This is a genomic window from Streptomyces sp. NBC_01283 (assembly GCF_041435335.1).
In the GTDB taxonomy this organism is placed as follows: Bacteria; Actinomycetota; Actinomycetes; order Streptomycetales; family Streptomycetaceae; genus Streptomyces.
Map to the genome: position 1 here is coordinate 7,901,419 of NZ_CP108430.1, position 19,539 is coordinate 7,920,957.

Annotated in this window: 18 protein-coding genes and 1 pseudogene; 10 read left to right on the forward strand and 9 right to left on the reverse strand. The window is 72.4% G+C overall.

Features of this window, described 5'->3' with window-relative positions:
- Window positions 1-24 precede the first annotated feature (24 nt).
- The 4 genes from OG302_RS35915 to OG302_RS35930 all read left to right on the forward strand — a co-directional run bounded on the left by OG302_RS35915 (window position 25) and on the right by OG302_RS35930 (window position 5,323).
- Complete coding sequence (locus OG302_RS35915; RefSeq protein WP_371530578.1) at window positions 25-822, forward strand: SDR family NAD(P)-dependent oxidoreductase; 798 nt, start codon at window positions 25-27, stop codon at window positions 820-822.
- A 75-nt stretch (window positions 823-897) separates the two neighbouring features.
- Window positions 898-1,239 (forward strand): DUF3311 domain-containing protein, encoded by a 342-nt coding sequence (locus OG302_RS35920; RefSeq protein ID WP_371530579.1) that lies wholly within the window; start codon window positions 898-900, stop codon window positions 1,237-1,239.
- Window positions 1,236-2,783 carry a sodium:solute symporter gene (locus tag OG302_RS35925; protein ID WP_371530580.1) on the forward strand — a complete coding sequence of 516 codons (1,548 nt, stop codon included), beginning with the start codon at window positions 1,236-1,238 and terminating at the stop codon, window positions 2,781-2,783. The genes OG302_RS35920 and OG302_RS35925 overlap by 4 nt, the downstream gene beginning before the upstream one ends.
- Window positions 2,783-5,323, forward strand: a complete 2,541-nt coding sequence (locus OG302_RS35930) for a penicillin acylase family protein (protein WP_371530581.1) — start codon at window positions 2,783-2,785, stop codon at window positions 5,321-5,323. The genes OG302_RS35925 and OG302_RS35930 overlap by 1 nt, the downstream gene beginning before the upstream one ends.
- Here the strand turns inward: OG302_RS35930 and OG302_RS35935 are convergent.
- From OG302_RS35935 to OG302_RS35950, 4 genes are all read right to left on the reverse strand, one after another.
- The gene (locus tag OG302_RS35935; RefSeq protein ID WP_371530582.1) at window positions 5,296-6,372 is read right to left on the reverse strand and encodes a DUF917 domain-containing protein; all 1,077 of its coding nucleotides are present in this window, start codon (window positions 6,370-6,372) and stop codon (window positions 5,296-5,298) included. The two genes, OG302_RS35930 and OG302_RS35935, sit on opposite strands and share 28 nt — an antisense overlap.
- Window positions 6,365-7,945: a hydantoinase/oxoprolinase N-terminal domain-containing protein gene (locus OG302_RS35940; RefSeq protein ID WP_371530583.1), complete on the reverse strand. Its 1,581-nt coding sequence runs from the start codon at window positions 7,943-7,945 to the stop codon at window positions 6,365-6,367. The genes OG302_RS35935 and OG302_RS35940 overlap by 8 nt, the downstream gene beginning before the upstream one ends.
- 376 nt (window positions 7,946-8,321) lie before the next feature.
- The gene (locus OG302_RS35945; RefSeq protein WP_371530584.1) at window positions 8,322-9,710 is read right to left on the reverse strand and encodes an NAD(P)/FAD-dependent oxidoreductase; all 1,389 of its coding nucleotides are present in this window, start codon (window positions 9,708-9,710) and stop codon (window positions 8,322-8,324) included.
- A 207-nt stretch (window positions 9,711-9,917) separates the two neighbouring features.
- The gene (locus OG302_RS35950; protein ID WP_371530585.1) at window positions 9,918-10,310 is read right to left on the reverse strand and encodes a VOC family protein; all 393 of its coding nucleotides are present in this window, start codon (window positions 10,308-10,310) and stop codon (window positions 9,918-9,920) included.
- Between the two features lie 93 nt (window positions 10,311-10,403).
- Between OG302_RS35950 and OG302_RS35955 the strand changes: the two genes are divergently transcribed.
- Window positions 10,404-10,955, forward strand: coding sequence for a GNAT family N-acetyltransferase (locus OG302_RS35955; RefSeq protein ID WP_371530586.1), 552 nt, complete (start codon window positions 10,404-10,406; stop codon window positions 10,953-10,955).
- A 27-nt stretch (window positions 10,956-10,982) separates the two neighbouring features.
- On the opposite strand, the gene OG302_RS35960 is transcribed toward OG302_RS35955, so the two are convergent.
- The 3 genes from OG302_RS35960 to OG302_RS35970 all read right to left on the reverse strand — a co-directional run bounded on the left by OG302_RS35960 (window position 10,983) and on the right by OG302_RS35970 (window position 12,660).
- Entirely contained in the window at window positions 10,983-11,666 is a 684-nt protein-coding gene (locus OG302_RS35960) for a glycerophosphodiester phosphodiesterase family protein (protein ID WP_361841132.1), read from the reverse strand.
- Window positions 11,667-11,740: 74 nt separating this feature from the next.
- Complete coding sequence (locus OG302_RS35965; protein ID WP_371530587.1) at window positions 11,741-11,875, reverse strand: hypothetical protein; 135 nt, start codon at window positions 11,873-11,875, stop codon at window positions 11,741-11,743.
- Window positions 11,876-11,952: 77 nt separating this feature from the next.
- Window positions 11,953-12,660 carry a PadR family transcriptional regulator gene (locus OG302_RS35970; RefSeq protein ID WP_371530588.1) on the reverse strand — a complete coding sequence of 236 codons (708 nt, stop codon included), beginning with the start codon at window positions 12,658-12,660 and terminating at the stop codon, window positions 11,953-11,955.
- 79 nt (window positions 12,661-12,739) lie between these two features.
- Between OG302_RS35970 and OG302_RS35975 the strand changes: the two genes are divergently transcribed.
- Window positions 12,740-14,263, forward strand: a complete 1,524-nt coding sequence (locus OG302_RS35975; protein ID WP_371530589.1) for a bifunctional phosphatase PAP2/diacylglycerol kinase family protein — start codon at window positions 12,740-12,742, stop codon at window positions 14,261-14,263.
- Between the two features lie 52 nt (window positions 14,264-14,315).
- Window positions 14,316-15,002 (forward strand): M23 family metallopeptidase, encoded by a 687-nt coding sequence (locus OG302_RS35980; protein ID WP_371530590.1) that lies wholly within the window; start codon window positions 14,316-14,318, stop codon window positions 15,000-15,002.
- Between the two features lie 16 nt (window positions 15,003-15,018).
- Here the strand turns inward: OG302_RS35980 and OG302_RS35985 are convergent, their stop codons facing one another.
- Window positions 15,019-15,771, reverse strand: coding sequence for an SDR family oxidoreductase (locus tag OG302_RS35985; protein ID WP_371530591.1), 753 nt, complete (start codon window positions 15,769-15,771; stop codon window positions 15,019-15,021).
- Between the two features lie 221 nt (window positions 15,772-15,992).
- On the opposite strand from OG302_RS35985, the gene OG302_RS35990 reads away from it, so the two are divergent.
- Both OG302_RS35990 and OG302_RS35995 read left to right on the forward strand, forming a co-directional pair.
- Window positions 15,993-16,568 (forward strand): TetR/AcrR family transcriptional regulator, encoded by a 576-nt coding sequence (locus OG302_RS35990; protein WP_371530592.1) that lies wholly within the window; start codon window positions 15,993-15,995, stop codon window positions 16,566-16,568.
- A gap of 108 nt (window positions 16,569-16,676) precedes the next feature.
- A pseudogene (locus OG302_RS35995) lies at window positions 16,677-16,867 on the forward strand (hypothetical protein); the annotation flags it as partial.
- 11 nt (window positions 16,868-16,878) lie between these two features.
- Here OG302_RS35995 and OG302_RS36000 read toward each other — a convergent pair.
- Complete coding sequence (locus tag OG302_RS36000; protein ID WP_371530593.1) at window positions 16,879-18,117, reverse strand: metallophosphoesterase; 1,239 nt, start codon at window positions 18,115-18,117, stop codon at window positions 16,879-16,881.
- A gap of 187 nt (window positions 18,118-18,304) precedes the next feature.
- On the opposite strand from OG302_RS36000, the gene OG302_RS36005 reads away from it, so the two are divergent.
- Entirely contained in the window at window positions 18,305-19,513 is a 1,209-nt protein-coding gene (locus OG302_RS36005; RefSeq protein WP_371530594.1) for a CaiB/BaiF CoA transferase family protein, read from the forward strand.
- Window positions 19,514-19,539 lie beyond the last annotated feature (26 nt).

A 19,539-nucleotide genomic window follows, 5' to 3' on the forward strand; every position in this document is an offset into this window, starting at 1 on the left:
CCCGGCAAGAGAGGCAGCATCACCATGGATTACGCCAACCTGTTCCGGCTCGACGGCCGCCGCGTCGCGGTCGTGGGCGGCGCCAGTGGCATCGGCCGCGAGGCCGCCCGCGCGCTGGCCGCCCAGGGCGCACATGTCATCATCGCCGACCGCGACACGGAGGGGGCGGCCCGGACGGCGGCGCTCGCCGTGGAGGAGGAGGCTGCGCCGGGGCGCGTCGGCACCGCCGTCGCCCACCCACTGGACGTCCTCGACCCCGACGCCGTCCGTGCCGCCGTCGCCGACTGGGGGCCGCTCGACGGGCTCGTCGTCACCGTCGGGGCCAATGTGCGTAAGCGCCTCGCCGACTACAGCCTCGACGAGTTCGACCGCGTCATCGCGCTGAACCTGCGCTCCTACCTCACGCTCGTCCAGGCCGTCGCCCCCGGCATGGCCGAGCGCGGCCGGGGGAGCGTGGTCGGGTTCGCCTCGATGCGCGCCTTCCAGGTGGAGCCGGGGCAGGGGCCGTACGCCGCATCCAAGTCGGGCCTGATCCAATTGCTGCGGACGGCGGCCTCAGAATGGGGGCCGCAGGGCGTGCGGTTCAACGCTGTCGCGCCCGGCGTCGTCCGTACCCCGCTCACCGATCAGATCGCCGCCGACCCCGCATGGTTCGATGCCTACGCCCAGGCCTCCGCGCTCAAGCGGTGGGCCCGCGCCGACGAACTCGCCGGCGCCGTCGCCTATCTCGTGTCGGATGCGTCCACCTTCGTCACCGGCACGGTGCTGAGCGTCGACGGCGGCTGGACGGCGGTCGACGGCCGCTACGACCCCTCCGTCTGAACCGTGTGACTCGTCCGACCCGCGTGTCTCGTGTGACCGCGTGACCCTCCCCGCCCCTCCCCAAGGAGCCCCCTCATGCCCCCCACAGCCGAAGACAGCGGCGAGCAGGGTCCACCGGACCCCGCGGTCTCGCCGCTGGACGGCCTCCCCACCGTCCGCGGGGTGGCCCGCCCCTCCCTCTGGCTGCTCCTCGTCCCCGTCGTGCTCTACGGACTCGCCCCGCTCGTCGCCAACCGCATCGAGCCGCGCATCCTGGGCATCCCCTTCCTCCTGGCCTGGGTCATCGCCGCCACGGTGATCAGCCCCCTGGCCATCTGGCTCGCCGCCCGGCTCGACCCGGCGTACCGCACGAACGCCGTCGAACCCCTCCCGGCCGACGACCTCATGGGCACCGGCACCGAAGGGGGCAGCCGATGAACGGCTCAGCAGCCGTCGCCACCACCGTCTTCGGGCTCGCCATGGTCGCCACCATCGGGATCGGCGTGTGGAGCGCCCGCGGCCGGTCCAAGGGGCTCGCCGAGTGGTCCGTCTCCAGCCGCGGACTCGGCGTCCTGTTCATCTGGCTGCTCATGGCCGGCGAGACGTACACGAGCTTCTCGTTCCTCGGCACCGCGGGCTGGTCGTACTCCTTCGGCGCGCCGATCCTCTACCTGGTCGCCTATCTGACCGTCGGCTTCGCCGTCGCGTACATCGTCGGGCCCGCCCTCTGGACGTACGCGTCCCGGCACGGCCTCATCTCCATCGCGGACATCGCCGAGTTCCGCTTCCGGTCGCGGCCGGTGGGGATTCTCGTCGCCGTCGTCGCGACGGTCTTCATCGTCCCCTACATCCAGGTGCAGATTCAGGGCATGGGCGTCGTCGTGAACGCGATGACGTACGGCAGCGTCGACCTCAAGGTCGCCGCCGTCATCTCCTTCGTCGTGGCCGAGGTGTTCATCCTCGTGTCCGGCCTGCGCGGCTCGGCGTGGGTCAGCGCGCTCAAGGACATGCTGGTGATCGTCGCCGTCGTGTTCCTCGCCGTGTACATCCCGATGCACTACCTCGGCGGCTTCAGCGACTTCATGCAGCGCATGGTGACCGAGAAGCCCGAGTGGCTGACCTTCCCCGGGCATGAGTCCGGCGGCCGCAACGCCATGTGGTTCCTGAGCACCGTGGTCCTGAACGCCGTGACGATCACCATCTTCCCGACCACCGTCGCCGGTTACCTCAGCGCGAAGAGCCCGAACGCCCTGCGCCGCAACGCGCTGCTCCTGCCCTGGTACCAACTGCTCCTGTTCGTCCCGATGGTGGTCGGCGCGACGGCCCTGTTCGTGATGCCGACCCTGGGCAATCCCGACCTGGCCCTCTTCAGCCTCGTCACCGATTCGCTGCCCTCACCCGTCGTCGCGCTCATCGGTGTCGCGGGCGCACTCTCGGCGATCGTGCCGATGAGCGTCTTCATGCTGTCCATCGGCACGCTGTGGGGCCGCACGGTCCTCGGCGGCGGCAACGGCGCCGATCCACGGGCCCGCCGCCGCGTGCGGGGCGAGACCGGCGACGCGAACGACATGCGGGCCAAGCGGCTCTCCCAACTGGTCTGCGTCATCGCGGGACTGATCGCCCTCGCCGGCAGCCTCTTCTACCCCAACACCCTCGTCGAGCTCTCCGTCCTGTCGTACCAGGGCCTCGCGCAGCTCGTGCCCGTCGTGCTCCTCGCCTTGTTCTGGCGGCGGCTGACCGCGCGGGCCGCCGTGGCCGGAATGCTCACCGGGCTCGCGGTGATGACCGCGCTGTGGGCCACCGACAACGACCCGTACCACGGGGTGAACGGCGGCATCATCGCGCTCGCCGCCAACCTCGTCGTGCTGCTCGCGGTCGTGTGGCTGGCACCGGGGCCCGGACCTGCCGCCGTCGGGACCACCAACCCTGCTGTACCGGACGAGAGCTCAGCGGGGTCCACCGCTGTGAAGGAGGCCCGCTGATGGATGACAGGGACGTCTTCGAGGTGCCGGGTCTCCAGGAGCCCGTGGAGATCAGGATCGACCGGTGGGGCGTCCCGCACCTGTACGCCGCCTCGCAGGACGACCTCTTCCTCGCCCAGGGCTTCAACGCCGCCCGCGACCGCCTCTTCCAGCTCGACCTGTGGCGGCGGCGCGGACTCGGCCTGCTCGCCGAGGTGCTGGGTGAGGAGTACGCCGAACACGACCGCGCGGCACGGCTGTTCCTCTACCGCGGCGACATGGCCGAGGAGTGGCGCGCGTACGGCGACGACACGGAACGGGTGACGACGGCCTTCGCCAACGGCATCAACGCGTACGTCTCCCTCTGCCGCGCCGATGCATCCCAACTTCCTCCCGAATTCGCCCTGCTGGACTACGAACCGGCGTACTGGCAGCCCTCCGACGTGGCCCGCATCCGCAGTCACGGCCTGCAGTACAACCTCCACGACGAGGTCGCCCGCGCCCTCACCCTGCGCGACCACGGCCCCGGGGCGGAGGACCTGCGTCGCCGACGCGAGCCCGCACCGCACCGGCTGCGCGTCCCCGAAGGCCTCGACCTGTCCGTCATCCCGTCCGACGTCCTGCGCGTGTACGAGATGGCCACCACGCCCCCCTGGGCGGCGGGCGCGGCGCCCCGGCAGGGCCTCGACGGCTCCAACAACTGGGTCATCGCCCCGTCCCGTACGGCCACCGGCCGCCCCCTCCTGGCCAACGACCCGCACCGCGGGATCGCCCTGCCCGCGCTGCGTTACCTCGCACACCTCTCGGCACCCGGCATCGACGTCGTCGGAGCGGGCGAACCGGCCCTGCCCGGCATCTCCATCGGCCACAACGGCCGGGTCGCCTTCGGCCTGACGATCTTCCCGATCGACCAGGAGGACCTGTACGTCTACCGCACCAACCCGGCCAACCCGCACGAGTACTGGTATCAGGACCGCTGGGAGCCGATGACGTGCGTCCAGGAAGCGATCCCTGTGCGCGGTGGCGACACGGTCACGGCCGACCTGTGGTTCACCCGGCACGGCCCGGTCATCCGAGAACTTCCCGAGCGGAACGCCGCGTTCGCGGTCCGTGCGGCCTGGCTCGGCCCCGGCATGGCGCCCTACCTGGGCAGCATGGACTACATGCGGGCGGCGACCCCCGACGCCTTCGTGGCGGCGATGCGCCGCTGGGGCGCACCCGGCGAGAACCAGGTCTACGCGTCCCCCGACGGCACGATCGGCTGGCGGCCCGCAGGCCGCGTGCCCGTGCGCCCCAACTGGGACGGCACCCTCCCCGTGCCGGGCGACGGCCGCTACGAATGGGACGGCTTCCTGGACGTGGAGGAACTCCCCTCCGTCCGCGACCCGGCCCATGGCTGGTTCGCCACGGCCAACCAGCTGAACCTGCCGCCCACGTACCCGAACGCGGAGAAGACGGTGACGTACGACTGGTACGCACCGACCCGCCACGACCGCATCTCGGAGGAACTCGGCGCGCACAGGGCCTGGACGGTCGAGGACTGCGTACGCCTGCAGACGGACTACGTGAGCCTTCCGGGACGGCGGGTGCAGGCGCTGCTCGCGGGGTTGCGGGGTGGGGGCGCGGTGTCCGGGGCTCGCGCGCCCGGCGACGCGGCGGCGGACGCCTCTGCGCTCGGCCATGGCGTGCCCGGTGAGGGCACCGTCGAGACCGGCCTGATCGGCGATGGCTCGTCCGCGCCCGCTGCGACGGGTGACGGTGCCGACGCAGCGACGGGTGACGGTGCCGGCACAGCGACCGGCGCCGCCGAATCCGGTCGCCCCACCGTCCTCGGCGACCCCCTCACCACCGCCCTCACCCTCCTCCGCGACTGGGACACCCGTCTCACCGCCGGCTCACCGGCCGCCGCCCTCTTCGAGGTCTGGTACCGGCGCCACCTGCGCCCCGCCCTGCTGACCCGGGCCCTCGACGGGATCGTGGGTGACGAGCAGCGTGACCGGGCCCTGGCGCGGGTCCTGCCCGCCGAGGACGCCGCGGCGGACGCCCGCGTCGACCTGGAGCTCCTGGACGGGGAGCCGGACCCGCGGTTGCTCCTCGGCACGCTCTCCGACGCCGTCGGTGAACTCACCGGGCTCCTGGGACCCGACCCGGCCACCTGGTCCTGGGGCGCCCTGCACCACGCCCACCCGCACCACCCCATCGCCGCGCTGCTGGACGGGCCCGCCCCGGAGTGGGCCTCCGTGGGCCCCGTCCCGCGCGGCGGCAGCGGGGACACCGTGGGAGCCGCCGCCTACGGGCCCGGGTTCCGGCAGACCGCGGGGGCCACCTTCCGGATCGTCGTGGACGTCGGCTCCTGGGACGAATCCGTGGCGATGAACTCGCCGGGGCAGTCCGGCGTTCCGGGCAGCCCGCACTACGACGACCTGTTCGCGAGCTGGGCCGCCGACGGTTCCTTCCCGCTCCTCTACTCCCGGGAGGCCGTGGAGAAGCACACGCGGCGGACGATCACGCTGCGACCGTCCGCCACGCGGGCTCAGGCGGCCGATCCGAAGGGCAGGTAGTCCACCTCGTACCCGAAGTAGCGGGGACCGGTGAGCGCGAGGCCGCCCGGAGTGATCCAGCGCGGGTCGCAGCGGGCGGCGATGACGCTGACGCGCAGGCCGTAGCGCAGGCCCTCGGTGGTCACCGGGGCACCGGTCTCGCTGTCCAGGACGCAGATCAGGTCGGGCGTGGTCGCCACGGCCACCCCGTCGCGCGTGGCCATCAAGTGCTCGTTCTGGAAGCCGAGTTCGAGCACCCGGCCCGTGTCGTCCCCCGTGCCGTCGACGCGGGCGTGGCCGCGCGCGAAGCCGCCCTCCGTACGGCGGATCACGTCGGCCACCTTGCCCGTCAGGAGGGGGATGCCGTCCAGCGCAGCCCGCGCCGCCGCCACCGGATCGCCGTGCGCGGCGCGCGCCTCGCGCACCACCGTGCCGAGCCGCCCGGCGAGCGTCAGCGTCGCCGGGACCAGACCGTCGGCGAGCTGATCGCCGCGCAGCACGGTGTCCGCGCAGCTGATCTGGCAGCCGAGCTCCACGCACACCGCGCGGGCGATCCGCTCGGCGGCATGATTGTCGACGGCCTCGACGATGACGGTGTTGCCTTTGTCGTCGGCGAGCGCCATCGGCGAATTGGTGATCCCGACGAGGCCGGGCAGCACCATCTGCGCCTCGGGGAACGCCCGCCCCATCCCGTCCCCGTCCACGAGGGGGAGCCCGGCGCGCGCGGCGCACACGATCGGCAGCATCGAGTTGACCCCGCCGACCTCCAGCGGCGTGAGGTGGGTGGCACGGCGCCCGAGGTGCCTCTCCAGGGCACGCAAGGCGGCCAGGTACTCCCGCCCGTTGGGCACCCGCTCCAGGAGGACGGTGGGCGCGCCAAGGCCGGAGATGGGGACGACGGTCGCGTCGGCGTCGACCTCGTCGATGGGGGTGAGCCGCACCGGACCGTGCGCACGGATGGCCTCGCGGGCGAGCAGCTTGCCGATGTAGGGGTCGCCGCCGCCACCCGTGCCGAGGATACCGGCGCCCAGGGCGATGTCGTCGAGGTCGTCGAGGGTGATCTCACGCATGGGAGATCGCTTCGGCGTCGGGCGCGGTGGCCGCACCGAGACGCGCCAGGTCGAGATCGCCGACGGCCCTGACGCGGATGCGCGTCGCACCGCCGGGCAGATAGGCGAGCGGCACCTCCTCGACGTCGACGACCCGTACGCTGCCGGCGCGCGCCCCGGCGTCCCGCGCCCGCCCGACGGCCTCCTCGCGGGCCCCGGCGAGCACCGCGTCCCGGTGGCCTTCGGGGACGCGAAAGATCCGGTCGGTCTCACCGCTGACCTGCGCGATCGCCGCACCCACCGCGTTGGCCACGCCGAAGTGGCCCGGCCTGCGCACATCGGTGTAGCCGTGCAGTGCTTCGGGCACGAGGATGGAGCCGCCGCCCACGACGACCACGGGCAGCACCGCCGACGACGTCCGCATCCGGTCGACGCCTTCGGCGAGCCGCTCGGCGATGCGGTGCAGGGAGCGCTCGGTGAACTCCCGCCCCAGATGGGCGACATGATCGCGGTCCCCGATGTCCGCACGGCCCGCCGCCACCGCGAGATCCGTCGCCGTCAGCCGCGTACCGCCGAACACGAGCGCTTCCTCCGTGAGCCGGTAGCCCACCGACCGCGGTCCCGCCTCGCCGTCGCGCGACACCAGGGATCCGCCGCCGATGCCGAGCGAAAGGACGTCAGGCATGCGGAAGTTGGTGCGGATGCCCGCGACCTCGCTCTCGCCCGCGGCCTCGCGCGGAAAGCCCCCGGCCAGGACGCCGATGTCGGCCGTCGTGCCGCCCACGTCGACGACCGCGCAGTCGCCGAGCCCGGAGAGGAGCGCCGCGCCCCGCATCGAGTTGGTCGGCCCCGACGCGAAGGTCGCGACGGGCCACGAGCGTGCGAAGTCGACGTCCATGAGCGTGCCGTCGTTCTGCGACAGGAAGAACGGGGCCGTGATCGCCATCTCGGCAAGCGCCTTGCCGAACGACTCGACGGTGACGGTGGCCAGATCCCGCAGCGCCGCGTTGACGATCGTGGCGTTCTCCCGTGCGAGCAGCCCGACCCGGCCGAGGTCGTGCGAGAGCGAGAAGTGCGTTCCCTCGCCCAGTTCCTCCCGCAGGATCTCGGCGGCGCGCCACTCGTCCGCCTCCGCGACCGGCGAGAACACCGACGACACGGCGACCGAGGTGAGACCGCGCGCGGCGATGTCCGCGGCCGTCCGCCGCAGCTCGTCGGGGTCGAGCGGCGACAGCGGCCGCCCGTCGAACTCCCGTCCGCCGTGGCAGAGATAGCCGTGCCCGCCGACGGCCGCGCGCTGCCGCGCGGGCCAGTCCGCCATGGGCGGCAGGGCGGCGGTGGCAGGCAGGCCGAGACGCACGGCGGCCACGGGAGTGAGCCGGACGCCCTCGACGAGTGCGTTCATGAAGTGCGTGGTGCCGATCATCACGGCGGTGACGGATTCGACGGGCGGGGCGAGGTCCTGGAGCGCGGCGGTGATCCCGGAGGTGATGTCGGGGGTGGTCGGTGACTTGGCGGCCGCGAGCACGCGGTCGTCGTCCCTGAGGAGGACGGCGTCGGTGTTGGTCCCACCGACATCGATGCCGATACGCATGGTGGTGGAGTCCTTCGTGAGGCGACAGTCGGGTGATGCGTAGTACGGACGTGACGCACGCCGTGATCAATCAGGCGGGCGGGACGGCGGTTTCCGGGGCGTCCCGGCCGTCCGACGGCGGCATCGACCCATCGACCGTCAGACGACGGCCACGGTATTCCGGAGCCTATGAACATCGGCGAACATCGGCCCTTTCGTCCCCCGAGCCAAGGACCTCGACATGTCGAAACGGCGCCTACCCACCACTGGCAGTCGCCGCCCGCCCGCACGACCAGGGGGCTGTCGGCTGCCCCGGCGTGCGCACATCATCCGGTCGTGCACCCGCGCGGAGGCCGGCGCCCGCCGTTCGCGGGCACCGGCCTCCGCAGCCACCCTGCTACGGGAACAGCGGCTTCTCCGGGGCCATCGAACGCGCTGCCACGTCCGACGTCATCCGTGCGTGGATCTCCTCCGGCGAGAGATAGACGTCCGTCTTCTCGAAGTCCGCGAGCGTGGCGGGACGTTGGGACTGGAACCCGGTGCGTACGTAGTCGTCGCCCGCGAGCGCGTTGAGCCCCCAGTTCGCGGCCGTACGGAAGCGGGCGGTGACGGTGCGCAGCGCCCCCAAGTGGTAGCCACGCGCGACGACTTGGGCGGGCAGCCCGGTCAACTGCACACCCATCGGCTTCGACACGGCCTGGATGCCGCCGAGGTCCACGACCAGGCCCATGTCCTTGTGCCGGTAGGGGGTCAGGGCCGCGCCCCGCAGGGCTGCGGTGACGTTCTTCGCTGCGGCCCATCCCTGGCGCATCGCGTGCTGCGCGGTCGGCGGGCAGATCGCGCCGCCGCCCTTGACGAGGTCGGGGACGGCCGCCGCGTCGCCGAGCGCGAACACGCCGTCCATGCCCGGCACCGTCAGCTCCGGGTCGACGACCAGGCGGCCCTTGTTGGTCTCGGCCCCCAGCGTGGCGATGAGCGGGCTCGGCGCGACACCGGCGGTCCAGATCAGCGTCCGGCAGGGCAGCGCGCGCCCGTCGGTGAGGGTGACGGTGTCCTCGGTCGCCTTGTCCACCGTCACCCCGAGCGACACCTCGACCCCACGCCGCCGCATGATGTCCAGGGCCTTCTCCCCGAGCCGGTCGCCCAGTTCGGGCATCAGCTTCGGTGCCACATCGACCAGATGCCACTTGATCTGCGAGGGATCGAGGCCGGGATACCGCTTGGCCGCGGCACTCGTCAGACGGTGCAGATACGCCGCCGTCTCCGTCCCCGCGTATCCGCCGCCCACGACCACGAACTGCAGCCGGGACTCACGCTCGGCCCGGTCGGAGCTCGCCGACGCCAGGTCGAGCTGCGAGATCACGTGGTCGCGGATCCAGGCGGCCTCGGCCAGCGTCTTCACGCCCACGGCATGCTGGTCGACGCCGGGAATGTCGAACTGCCGGGTCACGCTGCCCGGGGTCAGGACGAGGTAGTCGTAGCGCTCCACGACCTCCTCGCCGTTGATCTTCCGTACGATCACGGCCTTCGCGGCCGGGTCCACGCCGATGGCCCCGCCCGGCACGATCGCCGTACGGCGCAGCATGCGGCGCAGCGGCACCGCGACCGACTGCGGGGTCAGCACACCCGACGCGACATGGGGAAGCAGGGGCAGATACAGCTGGTGGTCCTGCGGGCTGATGAGCCGCAGTTCGGCGTCCTGCGCCTTGAGCGTCCGCTCCAGCTTGTGCGCGCACTCCATACCGGCGAAGCCACCGCCGATGATCAGAATCCGGGGACGTTGCATACGAGATCGCTCCAGGGTTGGGCGAGGGGTCCGGTCAATCCTCCGACGAGGGGCCGTCCGGCGCACCTCGGGTGCGCCGGGCGAGGAACCCGAGTACCCCGGACCGTCGGACGAATACTTCCGAACCGTCGAACCAGCCCCCTGCCCCGGCGAGCCGGAGATAGTCCGTCCGCTTCATGCGCTCTTCCCCGACGCGCGGGAGACCGGTCAGATCCCCGGCCGGTACCGGATGGGATGGTCCTCCGGCACCTCGACGACGACGATCTTGACGCCGTCCGGATCCTCGATCCACATCTCGACAAGCCCCCAGGGCTCCTTCACCGGCTCCCGCACCACCGCCACCCCCCGGGCCACGAACTCCGCGTGCGCGGCCCGCGCGTCCGCCACCTGGAGCCACAACTGGAGGCCGGGTGCGGGCGGGGCCTCCGAGCGGCCGGACACCTCAAGGAAGCCGCCGCCCAGGAAGTAGACCGTGCCGCGCTCGGGGCCCGTACCGAACTCGCGGTAAACGGCGAGGCCCAGGGCATCGCCGTAGAACGCGCGTGAACGCTCGGGGTCGGTGGGGCGGAGGAGGATCCTGCTGCTCAGAACATGCACCATGCAGCCGCACCTTAGTGGGGGGATACGCTCGACGGTGCCTCGCCCACGCCGCGCCCGACAGCGGTGGGCCAGAGAGATCGGAGAACCCGCCCCATGGACACCGCCCCGCGCCCCAGCACGAGCGACCTCACCTTCCGGGACGCCACCGAAGCGGATGTCGACGCGCTCGTCACGCTGATCCAGTCGGCGTACCGCGGTGACTCCAGCCGGACCGGCTGGACCACGGAGGCGGACATCCTGGAGGGCCGGCGGACCGACCCACAGGGTGTCGTCGACGTCATCAAGGCGCCTGCCGGCAAGCTGCTCACGGTCGAGCGCGACGGCGAGATCATCGCCTGCTGCCAGCTCGAACACCGCGGGGAGCACGCCTACTTCGGGATGTTCGCGGTGAGCCCGGCCCTCCAGGGCGCGGGCCTCGGGAAGCTGATCATGGCGGAGGCCGAGCGGACCGTCCACGAGGCGTGGGGCGTGCGGGAGATGCACATGACCGTGATCTCCGTACGCGACGACCTCATCGCCTGGTACGAGCGGCGCGGCTACCGCCGTACGGGAAAGATGACTCCCTTCCCGTACGGCGACGAGCGGTTCGGCATTCCGCAGCGGGACGACCTGCAGTTCGAGCTGCTGGTCAAGCCCCTCGGCTGAGCACCGGCGCGGTCGGTGCGCGCCGGGTCAGGCCGTGAACCGGCCTGTCCGCTTGATCTCCGGATAGTCCGTGGTCGCCCCGTCCAACTGCAGCGCGCGGACGAGCCGGAGGTCGTCCTGCGTGTTCACGACCCAGCCGATGATCCGCAGGTCGGCCTTCTTGGCCCGTTCGACGATCTCCAGCGTCAGCCGCCGGATGTTCAGGACGAGGGTGGTGGCCCCGACCGCCGTGGCACGCTCCACGACATCCGTGCCGAAGCGGCTCGCGACGAGCGCGGTGCGTACGCCGGGGACGAGGCGGGCGATCTCGGCGATCGCCTCGTCGTGGAAGGAGATCACCTCGACCCGGCCCACCAGATCGCGGCGGTGCATCACGTCGGCGAGGGCGCGGGCGGCGGCCACGTCCTTGATCTCGGCCTGCAGCGGCGCCTTGACCGCGTCCAGGACCTCTTCGAAGACGGGGATGCGCTCTCCGCGCCCCGCGTCCAGCTCACGCAGCTCGGCCAGGGTCTTCTCGGCGATCGGTCCCTTGCCGTCGGTCGTACGGGCCACGTCGGCGTCGTGCATGACGACGAGGGCGCCGTCCTTGCTCAGATGCAGATCGAGCTCGATGAGATCGAGGCCTGCGGCTTGCGCGGCGATGAAGGACCGGAGGGTGTTCTCGGGTTCGACACCCATGACCCCGCGATGACCGATGGTGAGGAAGTTCAAGGTTCACTCGCTTCCGTCGACGGCGGCTCGGAGCCACGCGGCGAGGACGGGGTGCCACGCGGCAATGTCGCAGCCTAACGGCCCGCCTCCGCGATGGAACCGCCCGTACGCGGGTGCCCCGCGTGATCGGAGTCGTCCGTTCTGCTTCCCACGATCCCGAGCAGGAGCCCGGTGATGACGGCGGCGACAAGGACGGCACGGGTGGTCACAGGCGCACTGCTCCAAACGGCGGGGTCGGCTGACCCCGCCCGTCCTACCGGCTGGGGCCCCCGCGCCGCGAGCCACGTCACCCGTGGGTGGGCGAGTCCTCGGTGGGTTGACCGGGGAGAGCGGAGACGTCCGTTTCGGTGGGCCCGGCGGGCGCCGGGCCGGCTGTCCGGGCGGGCGGTACGGGCGTCGGCGCGGCCATTTCGGTGAGATCCGCGAGCATCGCCTCCGCCAGCCCGATCTCCGCCTCGAGCCGCCGCCCACTCCAGCGGAGCGCGATCTGCGGATGCGTCCAGGCCGCCTCCCCGTCCGTGCGGGCGAGCGCGTCGTGCACCTCCTTCAGTTCGCCCCGCGTGTGCGCGATGTGCTCGGTCACCAGGGCCCGCAGATGCTCCGGCGACGCGAGATGCCCGAGCCAGACCCGCAGGAGCAGCGGGTGCTTCAGGACGGCCGGTCCCGCGTCCTGAGTGCCCCCGGCCCATCCGATCAGCGCCGCGCGGCCCTCCGCGGTGATGGAGTACGACCGCTTCGCGCGGGGCTCCTCGGGTCCCGAGCGCCGCGACGACGCGTACCCGAGCGCTTCGAGACGGCGCAGTTCGGCGTAGATCTGGCTGATGGCGGGCGACCAGTAGAAGTGGCGCAGCGAGGCGTCCGCCCACTTCTTCAGTTCGTACCCCGTCCGCTCCCCGGGGAAGGAGAGCAGACCGAGCACGGCCCAGGCGGTGGGCGGCAGCGGCCCCCGCGGTGAGCTGGGGCGCTGCGGTGAAGTGGGACCAGGGGCTGCCATATGACTGATTGAAGTGAACGTCACAGCGCCGGCGCAAGATGTGTGCGGTGCGAAGGACGTACTGGGGTATAGGGGGTTCATGAGTGATCTTCCGACGCCGCACATCCGCAGACTGCTCGGTGCCACCGACCGCCTGGCGTTCCACCGCGTGGCGGCCCGCTCCTGGCCGGCGGCGCAGCCCGTCCTGCCACGGCTGAGCCGGAGCGCCGACCACGGGCTGCTGTGGTTCGGCATCGCGGCGGGGATGTGGGCGTTCGGCGGCGCGCGGGGCAGGCGGGCCGCGGTGCGCGGTGTCGCCTCGCTGGCCCTCGCGTCGGCCACGGTCAACACCCTGGGCAAGAGCGCGGTGCGCCGCGAGCGCCCGGTGCTCGACACGGTGCCGGTGATACGGCACCTGTCCCGGCAGCCGATCACCAGCTCCTTCCCCTCCGGGCACTCGGCGTCGGCGGCGGCGTTCGCCACGGGTGTGGCCCTGGAGTCGCGGGGGCTGGGCGCGGTCGTGGCCCCCGTGGCGGCGTCCGTGGCCTTCTCCCGTGTCTACACCGGCGTGCACTACCCCAGCGACGTCCTGGTCGGCGCGGCCCTCGGCGTGGGCGCCGCCTACGCGGTGCGCGGCATGGTGCCCTCCAGGGCGCAGCTGCCGCCGCCCGCCCGGCCCCGTACGGACGCACCCGCGCTCCCGGACGGCGAGGGCCTCGTCGTGGTGGTGAACCCCTCGTCCGGAGCCCAGCCGCAACTCATGGACCCCGTCCGGCAGTTGAAGACGGCCCTGCCCCGTGCGGAGGTGATCCTGTACGAGCAGGAAGCGGGGCCGCTGCCCAAGGTCCTGGAGGAAGCGGCCAGGGACGCGTCCCGGCGCGGCGGCGTCTTCGGCGTGTGCGGGGGAGACGGCACGGTGAACGCCGCCGTGAGCGCGGCCCTGCGCTTCGACGTTCCGCTGATGGTGCTGCCCGGCGGAACGTTCAACCACTTCGCCGCGGACCTGGGCGTCGACACGGTCGCGGACGCCTGCGTCGCCCTCGCCGAGGGCAGTGCCGTACGGGCCGACGTCGGCCGGATCAAGCCCCTGGCCGGGACCGGTCCTGAGGGCACGACGTACGCCGAGCCGGTGTATTTCCTCAACACGTTCAGCCTCGGCGCCTACCCCGAGCTCGTACGCATCAGGGAGGAATGGTCCCCGAAGGTCGGCGGTCCGCCCGCCGCCCTGCTCGGCGTCGCCCAGATCGTGCACACGGGGCGCCCGCTGAGCGCGGTGGTGAACGGCAAGGCCCGATCGATGTGGCTCCTCTTCGCGGGCAACGGCGCCTACCGCAGCTCCGGCATCGCACCGGTGCGCAGGCACGACCTGGCCGACGGGCTGCTCGACGTCCGTATCGCGCACGGCGGGCGCTTCGCGCGCAGCCGCCTGCTGGCCGCGGCGATCGTCGGCCAGCTCACCAAGACCCGCCTGTACGCGTCCGCCAAGGCCCAGCGCCTGATCATCTCGGACCTTCCCGAGGGCACACAGATGGCGTACGACGGCGAACTCGCCCCCGCGCCCGCCGCGCTGATCCTCGACAAGCTCCCCGAAGCGCTCACGGTGTACCGGCCGACCTTCGACTGACCGCGACGCGGTCACCGGAGGCGTTACGCCAAGCGGAGCACTCGGAGTGCGCGTGGCGGCCGTCGCCAGTGTGCTGGCCTTCATGGGCTACGACATAGACAGCCCGCGTGAAGCGGGCACCACACGACGCGACGTACTGAGCGTCGCCGCGGTCCTTCTGGCCGGCGGCGCCTTCACGGTGGCGGCCCCCGCGGCCCCGGCGGCGCACGCCGCCGAGGAGTCCGACGGCGGCTGCGGACTCGGCTACGACGAGGAGTTCGAGGAAGCCCTCGCCGAGGCGGACGAGGCGACCCCGGAGAGCCGCGCGCTCGCCCCGGAGAAACCTCGCCGCAAGTTCGCCCTGCCGCTGCGCCGGGGTTTCCGCGTGTCCGCCCGCTACGGCGTGCGCGGCAACTGGATCGCCGGGCACCACACCGGCATCGATCTCGCCGTCCCCACGGGGACCCCGGTGCACGCCGTCGGCGCGGGCACCGTGGTGCTTGCCCGCTGGTCGGGCGCGTACGGCAAGGCGGTGACGGTGCGGCTGCGGGACGGGCACTACGCGGTGTACGGGCACCTCTCCCGCATCTCCGTGCGCCAGGGGGCCCGCATCGGCACCGGCGACCGGCTCGGCAGCAGCGGGGCGACGGGCCGGGCCACCGGCCCCCACCTCCACCTGGAGATCCGGTCGCGCCGCGGCTACGGATCGGACATCAACCCGGTCAGGTACCTCGCGAAGCGCGGCGCACGGCTGCTGTGAGGTGAGGGGCGGCGGCTCAGGCCTGCGCGGTGGGGCGGACGACGATGTCGCCCACGTCGACACCGTCCGGCTGCTCGACGGCGAAGGCGATCGCGCGGGCCACCGCGTCCGGTGAGAGCCCGAACGCGTCCACGGAGTCGAGGATCTGGGCCTTCACCTCGGAGTCGATGTGGTCCGCGAACTCCGTACGCACGAAGCCGGGGGAGACGACGGTGACGCGCAGGCTGTCACCGGCCTCCTGGCGCAGGCCCTCCGAGAGGGTGCGGACGGCGTTCTTCGTGGCGGCGTACACCGACTGGAGCGGAACGATGCGCAGCCCGGCGGTGGAGACGGTGTTGACGAAGTGTCCTGAGCCCTGTTCACGGAAGACGGGCAGGGCGGCGGCGATCCCGTAGAGGACGCCCTTCAGGTTCACGTCGATCATCCGTTCCCAGTCGGCGACGCGGAGGTCGTCGAGGGGCGAGATCGGACCGACGCCGGCGTTGCTGACGAGGACGTCGAGCCTGCCGAAGCGGTCGCGCGCGAGCTCGACGAGGCCGTTCAGATCCGCGCTCCGTGTCACGTCCGTGCGCACCCAGGCGGCCTCTCCGCCCGCCTGCTCGATGCGGGCGGAGAGCGTCTTGAGACGTTCCGGGCGACGTGCGCCGAGCACGACCTTCGCGCCGCGCTCGGCAAGGAGCAGAGCGGTCGCCTCGCCGATGCCGCTGCTGGCACCCGTGATCGCCACGACCTTTCCCGCGATTCCCTCGGTTCCCGCGATTCCCGACATGATCGGCAGTCCTTTCAAGAGAGGTCCTCCGTGAGGGCGGAGGGCAGGGCAGTCCTGTGCCCCGGAGGTAAAGTGGAGGCTCCTCCACTTCGCGTCTTCACGTTAAGCGGAGGTGCCTCCACTTAGCAAGCAGGGGGTGAGTGACGGCAGCCGGGGACAGGGGAGGATGGCGGAGGCGGCGATGGACGGCAGCCGACGGCGTACGGCAGGGGAGAGCACTGATGGGCCGAGAGGCAGGCCGCCCGCTGAGGGCGGACGCGCAGCGCAACCGGGACAAGATCCTGGCCGCCGCGGTGCGGATGTTCACCGAGGAGGGGCTCGACGCGCACTTCGAGCGCATCGCCCGGGAGGCGGGCGTGGGGACCGGCACCCTCTACCGGAACTTCCCGACGCGGGAGGCGCTGATCGAGGCGGCCTACCGCAACGAAGTGGCCCGGCTCTGCGACGCCGTCCCCGAGCTGCTGGCGACGCTGCCGCCCCGGGAGGCCCTGCACGCCTGGATGCGCCGCTTCGTCGACTACGCGACCGCCAAGCTCGGCATGGCCGAAGCGCTGCGGGCCGTCGTCGCCTCAGGGGGTGACCCCTACGCCGACAGCCGTGAGATGATCCAGGGGGCGCTCTCCTCGCTCCTGGAGGCGGGGGTCACCGCCGGTGTCATCCGCTCCGACCTCCGGCCGGCCGACCTGTTCGCCGCGCTGGCCGGCATCGCGCTCACCTCGGCCAGGCCCGAACAGCGCGAGCAGGCCGAACGCCTGCTGGACCTCCTGCTGGACGGTCTGACGCACGGGACCCGCTGACCCCAGGGTTACTGTCGAGTAAGGTCTGCCTCCTCTCGCCCCCCGGAGGAGAGAGCATGCCGCCGGTGTTCCGTTCCCCGATGCTCCTGGCCGGCCTGCTGGCCGGGCCGGCGCACCGCCGCGCCGGCCACGGCGGCCTTCTTCGTGGGGTGTTCCCCGCCAACGTGCGGATGGCGGCGGACTGGCGGTGCCGCCCCGCCCCGCTCAGGGCCGCGGCGCTCGGCCGCCTGCCGCTCCAGGTTCCGCTCGTGCTGTGGGCGAGGAACATGGCGGGGCAGGCGGAGTCACGGCGCGGCTGAGTCCTGGCCCGCTAGCCCACCGCGCTGTTCCGGCCCGCGACCGCGGTGGAGGTCGTCGTGGTGTGGGCCAGGCGTGCGGTGCGGGTGGGGACGTCGACCGTGTACGTGTCCACGGTCATGGCCCGCTCGGAGACCTTCAGGACCATGAACCCCACGTCGGAGAAGTTCTGCCAGGCGGCGGGGTGGTCGAAGTGGGCCTTGCCGTCACCGGACTTGGCGGCGGCCCCGCAGACGATCTGGCGGGTGCCGGCCGTGCGGGTCGTGGGCTCCAGGACCTGGAGGGTGTGGTCGTGCCCGGACAGGATCAGGTCGGCCCTGCCGCACACCACCTGCTCGTACAGCTCCTTGAGGTGGATCCCGCGCGTGTAGTGGCCGATGAGGAATCCGTCGTACGAACCGGCGCTGCCGTGCTTCCCGTTGTTCAGGTAGGGGTGGTGGCCGAGCACCACCTTCCAGCGGGCCCGGGACGCGGCCAGCGAGGCGTCGAGCCACTGGCGCTGGGCGCGCATGTAGGGGCCGTCCCACTTGTAGTGGGCCGAGGTCTGCGCGACGGTCGAGGCCACGGGGTTGGTGTCGAGGGCGAAGAACTCCACCACCGGGTCGCCGTGCCCCGCGTCCCCGGACGACGGCAGGGCGACGTTGTAGTAGCGGCTCGGCATGTACCAGCGCGGTGAGGTGGCCGCGTAGGAGACCTCGCGGTCGCCGCGCGAGGGGTCACCACCGCTGCCCGGGATCAGGCCGGAGCAGTCGTGGTTGCCGAGGACCATGAGCCAGGGCACGTCGATGCCGGTGTTGGGCGTCTCGAACTTGTCCCGGAACTCGGAGTCGTGGTCGGACTCGGGCCCGTTCTCGTAGATGTTGTCGCCGAGCCCGACGGCCAGCGAGATGCCCTCGGCACGGCATACCCGCCGGGCGGCCTCGGTCACGGCGAGCTGCTCCTCGCCGCCGGTGCCGGAGTCCCCGGTCACCAGGACGGCGAACTCCCCCTTCCGGTTCGGCGCGTCGGGGAAGGGGAACTTCGTGACGCCCCGGGCCGCCGTGGCCCGCGCCGCCGTGGCCTGCGGCGCGCCGAACGGCAGCACGGCGAGCGCGGCCCCGGCGGCGGCACCGCCGAGCAGCGTGCGCCGGCCAAGGGCGACGGCCTGCGGCCCCCACGTGTCGGCGAGGTCCCGGGCCAGCGGCGGGTCGGCCCGCAGCCACTGCTTCTCGGTCAAGTCCGCCCGGGGCGGTATCAGTTCGTCATCGCACATCAGAGCGTTCTCCCATACCGGCGCGGACAGAGGAAGACGATCAGGCGAATTAACGGTGTAGACATGGCCACCGGGCCGGAGCGGGCCGCCCCGCCACCGCCCGGTGCACCCCTGCCCGGCAGCGGGCCCCGGCCCTGGCCGACGATGGACGGGTCCGCGTTCGCCACGGCCAAGGAGGCCGCCGTACATGCCCGACGAACCCCGCCCCGCGTCACCCCTGGCCGGCCTGAAGGTCGTGGACCTCTCGAAGATCCTCGCCGGCCCGTACGTCACGATGTCCCTCGCCGACCTGGGCGCGGACGTCATCAAGGTCGAGCACCCTCGCGGCGGCGACCCCACCCGCGCCTGGGGCCCGCCCTTCAACGGCCCCGACGCCACCTACTACCTCGCGGCCAACCGCAACAAGCGCTCGGTGACCCTGGACCTCAAGTCCCCCGAAGGGCAGGAGGCTGTGCACCGGATGCTCGCCGACGCCGACGTGATGGTGGAGAACTTCCGCCCCGGCAGCTCCCTGGCCGACGTCTTCGACTACCGCACCCTCAGCGAGCGCTACCCCCGCCTCGTCCTGCTCCACATCTCGGCGTTCGGCGACACGGGACCGCTGCGCGACGAACCCGGGTACGACATGGTCGCGCAGGCGAGCGCCGGTCTGATGTCGCTCACCGGCGAGCCGGAAGGACCGCCCGTCAAGGCCGGTTACGCGATGGGCGACCTCGGCGCGGCCCTCTTCGGCCTCATCGGCGTCACCTCGGCCCTCGTCGAGCGCGAGCGCACGGGACGCGGCCAGTACGTCACGACCTCCCTCTACGAGTCGCAGCTCGCCCTGCACATCAACTGGGCCACGGGCTACTTCGCCACCGGGGAACGGCCCACCCGCCTCGGCTCGGGCCACCCCAGCCTCGTCCCGTACCAGGCCTATGCGGCAGCGGACGGACACTTCGTGATCGCCGTCGGCAGCGACGGACTGTTCCGGCGGCTGAGCGAGTCACTCGGCCACCCCGAGTGGGCCGACGACTCGCGCTTCGCCACCAACCGCGCCCGCGTCACCCACCGCAGGGCCCTCAACGCCAAGCTGGAGGCGGTACTCGTCGACGAGACGGTGGCCCACTGGTGCGCGCTGCTCAAGCCGCGCGGCGTGCCCGTCGCCCCCATCCGCACCCTCGACGAGGTCTACGACTGCCCGCAGACCGCGGCGCTCGGCATGGTCCACAAGGTCGACCACCCCGATGTGGGCCCGCTCCAGCAGGTCGCCTTCCCCGTCAGCTTCCGCGGCGAACGCCCCGCCGTGCGCACCGCGCCTCCCACGCTCGGCCTGCACAGCCGGGTCGTACTCGCCGAACACGGCTACGAGGAAGCGGACATCGACCGCTTGCTCGCCCCTCCGCGGGAACCCTGACGTCTCCCCGGGGTCTCAGGTGCCGT

Excerpts from the sequence above, each read along its gene's own strand:
- OG302_RS35985 (WP_371530591.1), bottom strand. The coding sequence starts at position 15,771 with ATGTCGGGAATCGCGGGAACCGAGGGAATCGCGGGAAAGGTCGTGGCG.
- OG302_RS35975 (WP_371530589.1), top strand. The coding sequence starts at position 12,740 with ATGAGTGATCTTCCGACGCCGCACATCCGCAGACTGCTCGGTGCCACC.
- OG302_RS35945 (WP_371530584.1), bottom strand. The coding sequence starts at position 9,710 with ATGCAACGTCCCCGGATTCTGATCATCGGCGGTGGCTTCGCCGGTATG.
- OG302_RS35950 (WP_371530585.1), bottom strand. The coding sequence starts at position 10,310 with ATGGTGCATGTTCTGAGCAGCAGGATCCTCCTCCGCCCCACCGACCCC.
- OG302_RS35920 (WP_371530579.1), top strand. The coding sequence starts at position 898 with ATGCCCCCCACAGCCGAAGACAGCGGCGAGCAGGGTCCACCGGACCCC.
- OG302_RS35925 (WP_371530580.1), top strand. The coding sequence starts at position 1,236 with ATGAACGGCTCAGCAGCCGTCGCCACCACCGTCTTCGGGCTCGCCATG.
- OG302_RS35915 (WP_371530578.1), top strand. The coding sequence starts at position 25 with ATGGATTACGCCAACCTGTTCCGGCTCGACGGCCGCCGCGTCGCGGTC.
- OG302_RS35955 (WP_371530586.1), top strand. The coding sequence starts at position 10,404 with ATGGACACCGCCCCGCGCCCCAGCACGAGCGACCTCACCTTCCGGGAC.
- OG302_RS36000 (WP_371530593.1), bottom strand. The coding sequence starts at position 18,117 with ATGTGCGATGACGAACTGATACCGCCCCGGGCGGACTTGACCGAGAAG.
- OG302_RS35970 (WP_371530588.1), bottom strand. The coding sequence starts at position 12,660 with ATGGCAGCCCCTGGTCCCACTTCACCGCAGCGCCCCAGCTCACCGCGG.
- OG302_RS35935 (WP_371530582.1), bottom strand. The coding sequence starts at position 6,372 with ATGCGTGAGATCACCCTCGACGACCTCGACGACATCGCCCTGGGCGCC.
- OG302_RS36005 (WP_371530594.1), top strand. The coding sequence starts at position 18,305 with ATGCCCGACGAACCCCGCCCCGCGTCACCCCTGGCCGGCCTGAAGGTC.
- OG302_RS35990 (WP_371530592.1), top strand. The coding sequence starts at position 15,993 with ATGGGCCGAGAGGCAGGCCGCCCGCTGAGGGCGGACGCGCAGCGCAAC.
- OG302_RS35940 (WP_371530583.1), bottom strand. The coding sequence starts at position 7,945 with ATGCGTATCGGCATCGATGTCGGTGGGACCAACACCGACGCCGTCCTC.
- OG302_RS35930 (WP_371530581.1), top strand. The coding sequence starts at position 2,783 with ATGGATGACAGGGACGTCTTCGAGGTGCCGGGTCTCCAGGAGCCCGTG.